Below are 13,148 nucleotides of genomic sequence, written 5' to 3' on the forward strand. Positions count from 1 at the left end.
CGACCCCTGTCGGGTCGCAGTTCTCAGATGTGCCCGTCCTCCAGCATTTCGGTCACAAGCGCCGCGATCTGGGACCTCTCGGAGCGTGTCAGCGTGACGTGGGCGAAGAGCGGATGCCCCTTCAGCTTCTCGACGACGGCGACCACTCCGTCGTACCGCCCCACCCGCAGGTTGTCCCGCTGCGCCACGTCGTGGGTCAGGACGACCCGCGAGTTGGCGCCGATCCGGGACAGGACGGTCAGCAGGACGTTCCGCTCCAGCGACTGGGCCTCGTCCACGATGACGAACGCGTCGTGCAGCGAGCGGCCGCGGATGTGGGTGAGCGGCAGGACCTCCAGCATGCCGCGGGCGGTGACCTCCTCGATGACCTCACGGCTGGTGACCGCCGACAGCGTGTCGAAGACGGCCTGGGCCCACGGGCTCATCTTCTCCGCCTCGGAGCCCGGCAGATAGCCCAGCTCCTGCCCGCCGACCGCGTACAACGGACGGAAGACCATCACCTTCTGATGCTGCCGCCGCTCCAGCACGGCCTCCAGACCCGCGCACAGCGCCAGCGCCGACTTGCCGGTGCCGGCCCGGCCACCCATCGACACGATGCCGACGTCCGGGTCGAGCAGCAGGTCGAGCGCGATGCGCTGCTCGGCGCTGCGGCCCTTGATGCCGAACGCCTCCCGGTCGCCGCGCACCAGCCGGACGTCGCCGTCGGCCGTGACGCGGCCGAGCGCCTTGCCGCGCTCCGACTGGATGGTCAGCCCCGTGTGCACGGGCAGTCCGGCGGCCTCGGGGACGTGGACCCGGCCCTCCTCGAAGAGCACGTCCACCTGTTCACCCGGCAGGGTGAGTTCGGACATTCCGGTCCAGCCGGTGGCGTCCGTGATGGCGAGCTCCGCGCGGTACTCCTCGGCGAGCAGGCCGACGGAGGACGCCTTGATCCGCAGTGGGAGGTCCTTCGACACGACGGTGACGTCGTACCCCTCCGCCTGCAGATTGCGGGCGACCGCGAGGATGCGGGAGTCGTTGTCCCCCAGGCGGTAGCCGGTGGGCAGCACGCTGGGGTCCGAGTGGTTGAGCTCGACACGCACGGTCCCGCCGAGGTCCCCGGTCGGGATGGGGGCGTCGAGGCGACCGTGCCGCACCCGGAACTCGTCGAGCAGCCGCAGGGCCTGCCGGGCGAAGTAGCCGAGTTCGGGATGGTGCCGCTTGGCCTCCAGCTCCGTCACCACGACGATCGGGAGCACGACCTCGTGCTCGTCGAAGCGGTTCAGGGCGCCTGGGTCGGCCAGCAGGACGCTGGTGTCGAGAACGTAGGTGCGCCGATCGGGCTTGTGGCGCTTTGTGCTGGTCACCACGGAAGGACGTACCCCCTCGGAAGAGGTCGGGGAGCGACGGAGTGGACGCTGGGCCGGGAGGGCGGGAGCGAGCCGGCCGGTCGTCGGCCGCCCTGCACGGGCGCGGGCCGCGAACCGGCCCTCCGCCGCTTCTTCCGCGCCGTGACCGCACGGTAGGGCTGGTGCAAAGGGCCTCCCGGGCGTACGGCTTCGGAGCCGTCCGCTGAGATCCGATGCCCGTGGATCGGGCGTCGACCTGCTTGCCTTATGCCCTCGAACGAGCTCCGCCATGCAACGCCGCAGGACGACGCGCCGGTGAACTCCTCATGACGGACGCCCCATGGAGCCGGCGCGGAGGGCGGCGGAGTGAGGGCGGTCAGGGGAAGGCGAAGGGAGGGCAGAAAAACGGGCCGGTCCGTGGGGGGGAGACGGACCGGCCCGAGGGGGGGTTTCCACCATAACCCTTCGTAAGTGATGCTGCGTGCATCGGCGTGCCACAACTACTCTCCGGAATCGTCCGGCGACGCCCGGGTGGTCACGGAATCACCCATTCCGCCCTGAATCATGGCCAGAACGGGGCCATTCTCAGGCCATTCACAGGGAAACGGGTGACAGGAGGGGCGACATGGAGGTTCCGGTGCACGCCGACCCCGGCACGAGGAGTGCGGCAGGACCCGCGAGGACCGGGGGCAGGCATCCCCCGAGCGGGTGACGCCGCCGGCGAACGCCCGCTTGACCAGGCACCGCGCAGCCCCCTCCACTGCGCGGTGCCACACGCGCAGCTTTGCTCACGCGAATTACCTGCTTCGAATTTACGTGATCTCGGCAGGCGGTTTCGACCCCCGCGGGGCACCGGTGGATAACGATGTGGAAACCCTGTGAGGATCGCGGGGCGATTCCGCACGCTCCCTCCGGAGCGCGGATATTTGCGAAGGTATGTCAGCTACGCCCCGGAACGCGCCATCTCTGTGCTCCGGGTGCCCTGAGCGACCGTTCCCGGCCATTCCGACCTTGGGCCTACGGTTCCGGCTTGCGGGCCTCGAAGAGGTGGCGCGCGCTGTGGGCCACGAAGGGCCCCTCGGCCTCGATGCGGTCGTGCAGCTCGCGGAGGCGGGGCCGGTACTCCTCGACGGTGAAGCCGGGGACCATCCAGACGACCTTGCGGAGGAAGTGGACGACGGCGCCGATGTCGCGGAACTCCATCCGCAGCCGCTCCGCCCGCACGTCCACGACCTCCAGACCGGCGGCCTCCGCGTCGGCACGCTCGCGGTCGGGGTGGCGGTGGCGGCGGGTCTCCTCGGGCAGCGGGCCGAGGAAGAACTCGACCAGCTCGAAGACGCTGGCGGGTCCGACGTGCTGGGCGAAGTACGTACCGCCGGGCAGCAGCACGCGGGCGATCTCGGCCCAGTGCGGCCGGACGGGATGCCGGCTGACGACGAGGTCGAAGGCCCCGTCCGCGAAGGGCAACGGCGCGTCGTCGGGCGAGGCGACCACGGCGACGCCGCGCGGGCGCAGCAGTTCGGTGGCCTTGTCGACGTTCGGCGCCCATCCCTCGGTGGCGACGACGAGCGGGGGCCGGTGCGGGGCGGCGGCACCCAGGGCGAAGTCCAGGACCTCGCCGCCGCCGGTCTGCACGTCCAGCACGGCGGCGGCCCCGGCGAGCCGGCCGGCCAGGGACCGCGCGTATCCCCAGGAGGGCCGCTGCTCGGTGGCACGCCCCTCGAACCAGGAGAAGTCCCATCCCTCGGTGGGCACGGCGGCGCCCTCGGCCACGAGGTCGTCGAAGGAGCGGGAGGGGGCAGGGGCGGAGTCGGGATCGGGGGCCATGGGCCCTTCCTACACTTGTCTCCGGGGACCGGACAACGACATTTCGCGGTCCGCCGGGGCGCCGGGGCGTGGCGCGGGGAGGGAGCCGGCATGAGGTGGCGGGACGGGCGGGGGCGCCTGGTCGTGGGCGGCGGACCGGGCGGGCCTGCGGTCGCCGTGCCGCTGGAGATCGCCGCGTCCTACCGGGCCCGCACCAAGGGGCTGTTGGGCCGTTCGTCGATCGACGGGGCGCTGCTGCTGACACCGGCGGGCAGCGTACACACGTTCCGGATGCGGTTCCCGATCGACGTGGCCTATCTGGACCGGCGGCTCAGGGTCATCGCCGTGCGCACGATGCGCCCCGGCCGTCTGGGCCTGCCCCGGCTGCGCGCACGGCACGTGCTGGAGGCCGGGGCGGGGGCGATGGCGGAGTGGGGAGTACGGGCCGGGGTGCGGGTGGAGGTGCGGTTGGAGGCCGAGGTGACGGAGGGATAGGGGCCGGACCTCAGGAGGTGCGGGGGAAGGACACCTCGACCCGGCGGTTCTTCTTGCGGCCCTCCTCCGTCGAGTTGTCGGCGATGGGGTAGTCCTCGCCGTAGCCGCGGACCTCGTAGGTGATGCCGGCGTCGTTCAGGGTCTGGGAGAGGAGTTCCTGTACGGCGTTGGCGCGCTGCTTGGACAGGACGTCGCCGTGGGCGGAGGAACCGAGGTTGTCGGTGAAGCCGAAGACGCGGATCTTGCCGGCGTTCTGCTTCCTGATCTCCTCGGCGATCCCGGCGACACGGGACTTCGCCTCGCCGCCGAGCTCGGCACTGTCCTTGCCGAACAGCACTTCGGCCTGGAGCGCGAAGGTCACGTCGGTGTTGGTGTCCTCGCGCCGCTCGTCACCGCTCTGGTCTTCGACGACCGACTTGATGTCCAACACCTTGGCCTGCGCGAGCGTGGCCCCGTCGGGGAGTTTGAGGTCGGGGTCGTTGGGATCGACCTCGACGGGGGCGGCTGCGGAGGCCTCGGTGCCCGGGGGGTCGACGGGGTCGTCGTCGGCGCGAGCGGAGGCGGCGCCGTAGAGGTTCGTGGCGAGCAGGAGGGTCACGGTGGTGAGGGCCAGGGTGCGGCGGGGGGGTGGGGTCATGGGGGGCCTCACCCGGAGATGGAGATGGTCGCGCTGGCGAAGGTGGGCAGTTGGAAGGTGACCTCCGTGGTGCCGGCGGGCGGGGCGGGGAACTGCATGAAGACCGCCAGACGGTCACCAGCCTTGATGTTCGAGAAGCCCGTGGTCGTCAACGGACGGCCCTCGGTGTCACGCAGCACGTAGTACCGCTTTTTGCCTTTGCCGTCGACGAGGGTGGCACCTCCGAGCGACCTGCCGTTCCGGATGATCTCCGTCTCGTTCCCACTCAGCGCGGACGGGATCGCGACACTCTTGTCACCGTCGTTCTTCAGGTCGCCGTTCACTGTCACGAAGCCACCGGAGTCCCGCTCGGCAGAGGTGATCTGCAAAAGCAGCCCATTACTCCCCTTCAGCTCGGCCAAGGGCTCTTCCGCATCGCCCTCCTGAGCACGCGGTCCTGAGCCCTCCTCTTCCGAAGCCGAAGCCGAAGCCTTCGGCTTCTCGTCGTCATCGCCGCCACCACACCCGACAGCACCGAAGGCCAGACTGACCACAACGGCCAGTGTGAGCGTCCCCCGACGGGCCGCCGTCGCGATCCGAATGCTCATGACTTTGATTCCCTCATCACTCGTCGATGCCTTTGTCAGTCGGCCAGGTGGACGTCGAACAGATCCTCGGGCTTCGGCAGGTCCAGAAGATCATCAGCCTCCAGTTCCCACTCCTCTCCCTTACAGGAGAGAACGGGCAGCACTTCCTCGTCCGCTTCATCACCAGGCATGGCGAACGTGCAGCGAGGTTCGATGACGGCGCTAGCCGACTCCGTGGCCTTCTGATCCTCCGTGCCCGGAACGATGGTGTCTCCCACGGTCCCGTCGGTCTGCGCGACGACGGAGTAGCCCAGGGGCCCGTCCGCTTGGCACCTCACGCTCGCGTCATTGCTCGCCGCCAGTTCCTCAGCGCGCCAACAGGCGCTGGGCACCGCTACCTCGCCGTCGAATATGTCCTGCCACGAGTCGGGCTTCAGAATGTTCGCGACCCACTGGTCCGCAAGCTGATCGCGGGTCTCGAGAGCGGCCGCGAGCGCCGCGGCGTCTGCGGCCGTCTGCGCATCGCTACGAGTCGCCGCGGCCTGGCCGACCGCAAAGTACGCGAGCGCCAGAAAGAGCAGGCCCCCCACCACCGTGAGGTATATGGGGAAGGCCTGCCCCGCATCCCTGCTGTCGACGTGACGGGTCAGCCACCGGTGACTTCGCCGATCTTCGCCGTGATCGCATCGAAGATGGTCTGCCCGATGTCCGTCCCCGTGATCGCCAGGACGATCGCCACCACCACCGCGATGATGCCCAGGTACTCCACGGCCGTCTGGCCCTTGTCGTCCCGAGTCGTGGTGGTGCGGGTCTGCAGGTGGGCGGCGATGGTGTGCAGCCAGTTGGTCATGGTGTTCCCCTCCAGTGCGGACGATGCCGTGGTCGTCGTGCGTTGTCGTGAGTCGGTCCGTCGAGGTCACCCTGGCGGCGGTCTGCCGGCTGGTCGGGCCGGACGTCACGTCGTCCACGATGTCCTCCTCCCCTGCGCCCAGTTGGAACCTCGACCTGTCGGGTACACCACGCAACGACTCTCCCACAGGTGATTGCAAGTGCGAAAGGCTTTGCATGGTAGTTGCCCAATTTAGTTGTAGATCGACGGTTGTTGATGTCCTTGCTTCGTGTGCATTCGCACTCCAGCTGTGTACCCCCCTACTCACCCGTGATCGTTCCGAAGTCCGTCCCCGACCCGAGGATCAGGCCCGCGCCGAGGAGGATCATCGTGGCCGGGACCATGAAGGTGGTGATCATCATCGTGGCCTTGGGGACCGCCCGCGCGGCCTTGCGGCGGGCGTTCTGGGCGTCCGTGCGGCGCATGTCCTTGGCCAGGGAGACCAGCGTGTCCACGATGGGCGCGCCCAGTTCCTCGCCCTGCTGGAGTGCCGTCACGAACATCGCCACCTGCTCGGAGTCATTGCGCCGGCGCAGCTCCGCGAAGGCCTGGCGGCGGCTCATGCCGAGGTCCATCTGACGCAGGGTGATGCGCAGTTCGTCGGCCCAGGGACCCTCGTAGCGCATCGCGACGCGGTCCAGGGCCTGGCGGAAGCCGAGGCCGGCGCTGACGACGACCGCGAGGACGTCCAGGAAGTCCGGCAGCGTGCGTTCGATGACGTCCTTGCGGATGCGGATCGCCGACCAGATGCCCACCTCCGTCCAGAACGCGCCGAACGCCAGGAGCAGGAGCGCCACGATGTACTGGCCGCGCATGAGGAAGACCAGGAAGCCGACCGCGCCCAGGAAGCCGTAGACCGCCCGGCGGGCCGCGTAGCGGTCGATGGTCAGGCCGCCGGGGTTGCCGGCGAGGTCGATGCGGCGGCGGTACCTGGCGACCAGCGTCGGGCCCATGAGCCGCAGTACGGCGGGGGCGTAGCGCATGCCCATGCGGTCGACCAGGGAGTCGACTGCGCCGGTGCGGGTGGAGCCGACCTCCAGGGCGAGGGCGAGGTCGCCGGGGAGTCTGGCGTCGGCCCGGTACATGCGGATGCCGGCGAACACGCCCCAGACGCTCAGGCCCGTGACCAGTGCGAGCAGCAGTCCCATGGGGATGCCTCCTCCTTCCTCGGTTCCTCAGACGTCGATGCGGGACAGGCGGCGGATGAGGACGAAGCCGACGGCGTAGAGGCCGAAGGCGGTGATCACCGCTATCTGGCCGGCCGGGGAGCCGGTCATGCGTTCCAGGGCTCCGTCCTTGACCCCGTTCATCAGGAACAACGAGCCGACCCCGAGCACCGGCACGGCGTACGACGTCATGCTGACCTGGGACAGCTGGGTGCGGACCTCGCGCCGGGTCTCCTTGCGTTCCTCCAGGGTCTCCGTGAGGTTGCGCAGCGCGCCGACCACCTGGCCGCCCGCCCGGTTGGACAGGACGAGGGTGGTGACGAGGACGACCAGCTCGCGGGAGGGGAGGCGTTCGGCGAGTTCGCCGAGGGCGTCGTCCATGGAGGAGCCGAGGGCCAGTTGGTCGGCCACTTTGCCGAGTTCCTCGCCGGCCGGGGCCTCGAGCTCCTCCGCCGCCATGCCGATGGCGGTGCGCAGGGCGAGGCCGGCCTGGGTGGCGTTGGCGAGGATGCGGGCGAGTTCGGGGAGCTGGTTGATGAACTTCTCGATGCGCTTCTGGCGTTGCCAGGTGAGGAACTGCATCGCCGCCCAGATGCCCAACAGGCCGGCGAGCGGGCCGAAGAACGGTGCCAGGGCGGCCTGGCCGACCAGCCACAGGCCGGCGACGGCGCCGAGCATGCAGGCGAAGAACTCGCCGGGGGTGACGTCCAGGCCGGTCGCGGCCAGGCGCAGTTCGAGTCTCCTGCCGAGCCGCGTGCGGCGCAGGCGGCGGTCCAGGGTGCGGAAGCGGCGTCTGCGTCCGGCGGCCGGGAGCTGTCCGGTCGCGGTGAGGCGGTCGACCAGGGCCTCGCGCTGGGCCCGTCCGGCGGCGTAGGAGTGCAGCCCGATGACCGCCAGGACGCAGGTCAGCAGGGTGGTGCCGGTGGTGAGCGTGACGAGCGTGTGCAGTTCCATCGGGCGGTCCTACCTGGCTTCTCGGGTGGCGAGCTGTGCTGCGGAGTGGGCCACGCCGAAGGCCTGCGGGATGGGCTGGCTCGCCATGTACAGGCGTTCGGCGGTGCGGCGCGGGAGGGGGTGGTACTCGAAGGCGCCGTAGATGCGGCCGTCGGCCGACATCGGCTGGGCGTTGAAGCGGGCGACCGTGGCCAGGCGGTAGGGCTCGCCGCCGTGGCTGGCCAGCAGGGCGATCTCGGTGATGCGGCGGGCGCCGTCGGCGAAGCGGGTGAGCTGGACGATGACGTCGACGGAGCTGTTGATCTGGTCGTGCAGCGCCGCGAAGGGGATCTCGACGTCCGACATGGAGGCGAGGGTCTGGAGCCGCATCAGGGCGTCCTCGGCGCTGTTGGCGTGGACGGTGGCGAGGGAGCCGTCGTGGCCGGTGGACATGGCCTGGAGCATGTCCAGGGACTCGCCGCCGCGTACCTCGCCGACGACGATGCGGTCGGGGCGCATGCGCAGCGAGTTGCGGACCAGGTCGCGGATGGTGATCCGGCCCTTGCCCTCGACGTTGGGCGGGCGGGACTCGAGGCGGATCACGTGGGCCTGCTGGAGCTGGAGTTCGGCGGAGTCCTCGATGGTGATGATGCGTTCGGTCTCGGGGATCAGGCCGGACAGGGCGTTGAGGAGGGTCGTCTTGCCGGTGCCCGTGGCGCCGGAGACGATGATGTTGAACCGGGCCTGCACCAGTCCGGCCAGCAGGTACAGCATGTGCTCGTCGAGCGAGCCGAGGCCGATCAGCTCCTGGAGGGTGAAGGAGCGCGGGAAGCGGCGGATGGTGAGGGTGGCGCCGGTCAGGGACAACGGCGGGATGATGACGTTGACGCGCTCGCCGGAGGGCAGGCGGGCGTCGACCATCGGGTTCGACTCGTCCACGCGACGGTTGACGGTGGAGACGATCCGCTCGATGGTCTGCATCAGCTGGTCCTCGGAGGCGAAGCGGAGCGGGAGCCGTTCCACCCGGCCGCCGCGCTCGACGAAGATCGCGTCCGGTCCGTTGACCATGATCTCCGTGATCGAGGCGTCCTCCAGCAGGGGTTCGAGGATGCCGAGGCCGAGGGCCTCGTCCACGACGCGGCGGATCAGCTGGGAGCGTTCGACCGTCGACAGGACCGGGCCCTCGCGGCTGATGATGTGCCCGAGGACGCGCTCCAGCCGGGCCCGGCGCTCGGCCGCCGCGAGCGTGCTCATCTCGGCGAGGTCGATCTCCTCCAGGAGCTTGGCCCGGTAGGAGGCGACGAGGTGTCCGTCCTCGCCCCGGCTGCCGGGCTCGTCGGGCGAGTGGATGCGTGCGCGCAGGCTCATGCGTCCGGTGCTCCTTGCTCCTCGTTCACGCGGTCGCCGGTCATCACGTCACTGGTCACGCCCTCACCGGTCATCACGTCAGTGGTCACGCCGTCACCGGTCATCACGTCGCCGGTCATGCCGTCACTGGCCATGCCGTCACTCGTCCGCTGCGTGGTCGAGCGGCATGGTCGCCGTCCTGGTGGCGTCCCCGAAGTCCCAGCCGGGGACGACGGAGGGGATGTCGACGGAGGCGGTGACCGTCACCTCGTCCCCGGCGTACGAGGGCGGGCAGTCGGTGCCGTCGGCCAGCCAGTCGCTGACCGCCGTGGCGCAGGCCTCCTGGGCGCTCTCCTGGAGCGAGGCGCCCCGGGCCCCGGCGCGGGCCGCGGTGCCGGCCTGCTGGGCCGCGTACGCGATGAGGCCCAGTTGTACGGCGGCCAGGGCCACGATGATCAGGATCGGCAGGAAGCCGAGGTACTCGATGGCGACCTGGCCGCGGTCACGGCCCCGTCCGTTGCGGTGGGAGTACGGCATGTCAGTCGTCGTCCTCCTCTTCCTCGACGGCCCCCGCGTGGCCGTGCACGGTGAAGGGGAAGCCGACGGTGCCCGGGAAGAGGATGGGGACCTCGAGCCGTACGTCGGCCGTGACGTACCCGTTCGCGGTGGAGCAGTCCACACCGGCGCCTCCTTCCCAGGCCCCCGGCAGCTTGTCGCGGCCGGCGTCCTGGCAGGCCCCCTGCCGCGCCCCCGGACCGGCCGCCGTCGCCGCGCGTACCGCCTCGTCGGCAGCATTACCCGCGAGGGTGAACGTGTATCCCACGAGCACGAGCTGCCACAGCACCACCAGCGTGACGATGATGGTCGGCGTCATGCCGAGGAACTCGACGGTGACCTGACCGCGGTCGCCGTACCGGCCGCCCGGGGCCACGGAGCGCCGGCGGGGTAAGCCGTACGTCCTCATCCCCCACCGTCCTTCCGGCGCCGGAGGCTCACCGAGCCGCGGTCGCTGCGGAACCGGCCGCCCTTGCGGTCGCCCCCGGCCGCCTTGGCCAGCCCCAGTTCGCCGGCGAGGCCCCACAGGGCCTGTTTGACGGTGCTGCGGCTGTCGAGTTCGTGGATGCGGCCGGAGTCCAGGGCGCCCTGGAGCTCCTTGAAGCCCGCGGGGACGGTGGTGGCCGCGACGGCCGTGCCGGTGATCTTGCGGACCAGCGCGGGCTGGATCTCCGCGGAGCGCGTGTGCCGGTTGACGACGACGGTCGTCTCCTCGGCCTTGCGGATCTGCAGCCGGTCCCACATCCGCACCGCCCGCTTGGCGCCCCGCACGGCGATCACGTCCGGCGTGGTGACCAGCAGCGCCGTGTCGGCCATCTCCACGGCCGCCGCGCCGGCCCCGCCGAGCTGGGCGCCGCAGTCGATGACGACGACCTCGTAGCGGGAGCGCAGGGCGCTGACGACCTGGCGTGCGGCGCGGTCGGTGACCTCCTCGCCGCGTTCGCCCTCGGCGGGGGCGAGCAGCAGGGCGAGGCCGGTGTCGTGCCGGAAGACGGCGTCGGCCAGGACGCGCGGCGAGATGTCGTTGATGGCGGCCAGGTCGGCCACGGACCGGCGGAACTGGACGTCCAGGTACGAGGCGACGTCCCCGGCCTGGAGGTCCAGGTCGACCAGGGCGGTCGCGCGGCCCGACGCCTGAGCGGCGAGGGCGAGTTGGACGGCGGTCAGGGTCGCGCCGACGCCGCCCTTGGCGCCGCTGACCGTGACGACGGTGCCGCCGGCGCCGGTGAACACGTCGCCGCCGCTGCCGAGGTGCCGGCGTACGCCCACCGACCACTGGGCCACCGCCTGGACGCGGCTGGCGAGTTCCTCGTAGCCGAGCGGCAGGGCGACCAGGCCGCGGGCGCCGTAGTCCATGGCGGCCTGGAAGAGGCCGGGGCTCGCGTCGGAGGTGACGAGGATGACGCCGACGGCCGGGAAGCGCAGGGCGACCTCGCGGATCAGCTCCAGCGCCGGTACGGGGCCGATCCGCTCGTGCACCACGACGACCTCGGGCAGCTCGTCGACCGACTCGGCGGCCAGCCGGGCGAGGGTGTCGACCAGCTGGGTGGAGTCGGTGACCGGGGCGACGGGTTCGGCGTCGGGGAGCTGGCTGAGCAGGGTCGTGATGGACCGTACGGCGTCCGCGTCGCCGACTGCCGGGAGGATCCTCGTGGGCATGCGGGCCTCTCACTTGTCCTTCGCGAGTTCGTACGTACGGTCCTTGTCCGGGACCGTGGTGTCGCCGCCCGGCGCCACGAGCGCGAGCCGGACCCGCTGGGCGAACGACTCGGCGTAGGTGATGCGCTGGGCGTCGAGGGTGGACAGGGCGAAGGTGATGGGGACCGCTTCGGTGGTCCGACGGTCGCTGCTCTTCTCCCCGGGCTGGAGCGGGGTGAGTTCACCGACGTCGATGACCTTGGCGTTCGTGACGATGATCTTGGAGAGGTCGGGGGCGCCCTCGCGCTCCCCCTCGAAGGTGGCGTACACGTTCACGGTGGCGCCCGGGGTGATCTTGCCGGCGACGCCGGTGGCCGCGTCGATCATGATGGCCACCTCCTGCTGTCCCGGCTGGAGGGCGGGCTGGTCTACGATCATGTCGCTCTGGAGCAGCGAGCCCTCCTTCAGCGTCGTCACGGCGATCTTGCCGCGGATCCGGGAGAGGTCGGTGACGGCGTTCTCCGACAGCCAGCGCTCGGGCATCTCGATCTTCTCGAACTGGTCCGCGCTGAGCGGCGTGTAGGGCGCCACGGTCGTCTTGACCTGGTACGCGGTGACCTCGGGGCCGACCTTGGACTTCGCGTCGTTGATGACGGAGAGCACGCCGGCGAAGGCGCCGAGGGCGCAGAGGACCGACAGGATCAGCAGGATGATGCCGCGGCGCTGACGGGAGTTCATGGACCGTGCAACCTCATTGGGGGAATCGGTTGAGCCGGATCGGGAGGGGCGGGAAGGCGGCGCGCGTACGGGGCGGACTACCCGGTGAGCGCGCGTCTGTGCCGTGCGAGTTCGCGGCGGGGACCGGTACCGGGGCCGAGGCGGGCCGGTGGGTGGCCGTCGTCGACGGGTGGTGTGGCGTCGCAGAAGACGCAGCGGTCGCCGATGACGTCGATGCCGCACCAGTGGCAGGTGCTCTGCCGTACGGAGGTGACGAGCTGGTAGAGGACCGACAGGTCGGGCAGGTACGCGCAGAACTCGGTGAGCTTGCCGGTCCCCCACCAGCCGGGGGACTCCTGGGGCAGCGGCGCCTCGTGCAGCCCCTGGACCTTCCAGGAGGGGGCGAGGGTGCCGGTGACCCAGTCGGAGGCGAGCTGCCCCTTGGCGTGCACCATCCAGGTCCCGAACTCGGGCCCGGCGAGGTCCGCACCGGGCCCGATCCGCACCAACTGCGGCTCAGGGTGGGCGACGACACCGAACTGACTGCCGGGGACCCATGACTTGGCGTGCGACTTGAGCCCCACGGGGACGCGGTCGAGCCGGGCGACGGAGCCGAGGAGCGCGCCGGCGTGGATGTAGTGGGTGAGCAGCCGTCCGGCGGAGGCGAGGACGCCGGGGCTGAGGTCGCAGGAGGCGAGCTGCCGTAACTGGCGGGCGAGTACGGCGAGTCCGAGGGGCGGCAGGGCGGGCCGGAACAGGGCGATCCGGTCGGTCTCCAGCAGGGCCCGCACGGTGTGCAGCCGTCGCTCCACGCCGGGGGAGACGCCTCGCGGGGACACCACGATCACATGCCCGTGCTGCTCGACCAACGCCTGCATCTCGCCCACCGCCTGCTCCAGGGGGCGCTGGTCGACGTCCTGGAGCACGACCGCGGGCATGGTCCGTTCGTCCTGCGGCGGCAGCGCCATGCCGGCACCGGTCACGGCAATCGCAGTTGGCACGCGCGGCTCCCCGTCTCCCCATGCCCCTGGACCGGCCGGCATCACTCCGACCCACCCGGACGACTTCACT

General features: G+C 70.8%; 16 protein-coding genes. 1 reads left to right on the top strand and 15 read right to left on the bottom strand.

Annotated elements, in window-relative coordinates:
- Window positions 1–23: 23 nt before the first annotated feature.
- Both AB0E77_RS00665 and AB0E77_RS00670 read right to left on the bottom strand, forming a co-directional pair.
- The gene (locus tag AB0E77_RS00665) at window positions 24–1,349 is read right to left on the bottom strand and encodes a PhoH family protein (RefSeq protein ID WP_361563526.1); all 1,326 of its coding nucleotides are present in this window, start codon (window positions 1,347–1,349) and stop codon (window positions 24–26) included.
- A 996-nt stretch (window positions 1,350–2,345) separates the two neighbouring features.
- Window positions 2,346–3,155 (bottom strand): class I SAM-dependent methyltransferase, encoded by an 810-nt coding sequence (locus tag AB0E77_RS00670; RefSeq protein WP_361563528.1) that lies wholly within the window; start codon window positions 3,153–3,155, stop codon window positions 2,346–2,348.
- 90 nt (window positions 3,156–3,245) lie between these two features.
- On the opposite strand from AB0E77_RS00670, the gene AB0E77_RS00675 reads away from it, so the two are divergent.
- Window positions 3,246–3,629 (top strand): DUF192 domain-containing protein, encoded by a 384-nt coding sequence (locus AB0E77_RS00675; RefSeq protein ID WP_361563531.1) that lies wholly within the window; start codon window positions 3,246–3,248, stop codon window positions 3,627–3,629.
- A gap of 10 nt (window positions 3,630–3,639) precedes the next feature.
- Here AB0E77_RS00675 and AB0E77_RS00680 read toward each other — a convergent pair whose 3' ends face one another.
- The 13 genes from AB0E77_RS00680 to AB0E77_RS00740 form a co-directional block, all read right to left on the bottom strand.
- A complete protein-coding gene (locus AB0E77_RS00680; protein ID WP_361563534.1) occupies window positions 3,640–4,266 on the bottom strand; it encodes an OmpA family protein in 627 nt (208 codons plus the stop codon).
- 8 nt (window positions 4,267–4,274) lie between these two features.
- Entirely contained in the window at window positions 4,275–4,853 is a 579-nt protein-coding gene (locus AB0E77_RS00685; RefSeq protein WP_361563536.1) for a hypothetical protein, read from the bottom strand.
- A 35-nt stretch (window positions 4,854–4,888) separates the two neighbouring features.
- Complete coding sequence (locus tag AB0E77_RS00690) at window positions 4,889–5,422, bottom strand: pilus assembly protein TadG-related protein (RefSeq protein ID WP_361563538.1); 534 nt, start codon at window positions 5,420–5,422, stop codon at window positions 4,889–4,891.
- A 56-nt stretch (window positions 5,423–5,478) separates the two neighbouring features.
- On the bottom strand, window positions 5,479–5,682 hold the full coding sequence (locus AB0E77_RS00695) for a hypothetical protein (protein WP_361563540.1): 204 nt from the start codon (window positions 5,680–5,682) through the stop codon (window positions 5,479–5,481).
- A 299-nt stretch (window positions 5,683–5,981) separates the two neighbouring features.
- Window positions 5,982–6,869 carry a DUF5936 domain-containing protein gene (locus AB0E77_RS00700; protein ID WP_361563543.1) on the bottom strand — a complete coding sequence of 296 codons (888 nt, stop codon included), beginning with the start codon at window positions 6,867–6,869 and terminating at the stop codon, window positions 5,982–5,984.
- A 27-nt stretch (window positions 6,870–6,896) separates the two neighbouring features.
- Entirely contained in the window at window positions 6,897–7,841 is a 945-nt protein-coding gene (locus tag AB0E77_RS00705) for a type II secretion system F family protein (protein ID WP_361563546.1), read from the bottom strand.
- A 9-nt stretch (window positions 7,842–7,850) separates the two neighbouring features.
- The gene (locus tag AB0E77_RS00710; RefSeq protein ID WP_361563549.1) at window positions 7,851–9,188 is read right to left on the bottom strand and encodes a CpaF family protein; all 1,338 of its coding nucleotides are present in this window, start codon (window positions 9,186–9,188) and stop codon (window positions 7,851–7,853) included.
- Window positions 9,185–9,307: a hypothetical protein gene (locus tag AB0E77_RS00715; RefSeq protein WP_361563552.1), complete on the bottom strand. Its 123-nt coding sequence runs from the start codon at window positions 9,305–9,307 to the stop codon at window positions 9,185–9,187. Before AB0E77_RS00715 ends, AB0E77_RS00710 begins: the two co-directional genes overlap by 4 nt.
- A 19-nt stretch (window positions 9,308–9,326) precedes the next feature.
- Entirely contained in the window at window positions 9,327–9,704 is a 378-nt protein-coding gene (locus AB0E77_RS00720; RefSeq protein ID WP_361563554.1) for a TadE/TadG family type IV pilus assembly protein, read from the bottom strand.
- A gap of 1 nt (window position 9,705) precedes the next feature.
- Window positions 9,706–10,041 (bottom strand): pilus assembly protein, encoded by a 336-nt coding sequence (locus AB0E77_RS00725; RefSeq protein WP_361564399.1) that lies wholly within the window; start codon window positions 10,039–10,041, stop codon window positions 9,706–9,708.
- An 86-nt stretch (window positions 10,042–10,127) separates the two neighbouring features.
- Window positions 10,128–11,381, bottom strand: a complete 1,254-nt coding sequence (locus AB0E77_RS00730; protein WP_361563557.1) for an AAA family ATPase — start codon at window positions 11,379–11,381, stop codon at window positions 10,128–10,130.
- A 9-nt stretch (window positions 11,382–11,390) separates the two neighbouring features.
- Window positions 11,391–12,098 carry a Flp pilus assembly protein CpaB gene (cpaB, locus tag AB0E77_RS00735; RefSeq protein WP_361563560.1) on the bottom strand — a complete coding sequence of 236 codons (708 nt, stop codon included), beginning with the start codon at window positions 12,096–12,098 and terminating at the stop codon, window positions 11,391–11,393.
- 77 nt (window positions 12,099–12,175) lie between these two features.
- On the bottom strand, window positions 12,176–13,120 hold the full coding sequence (locus tag AB0E77_RS00740) for a hypothetical protein (RefSeq protein ID WP_361563562.1): 945 nt from the start codon (window positions 13,118–13,120) through the stop codon (window positions 12,176–12,178).
- Window positions 13,121–13,148: the final 28 nt, after the last annotated feature.

Origin of the sequence: Streptomyces sp. NPDC032940 (assembly GCF_040636935.1) — a bacterium.
In the GTDB taxonomy this organism is placed as follows: domain Bacteria; phylum Actinomycetota; class Actinomycetes; order Streptomycetales; family Streptomycetaceae; genus Streptomyces.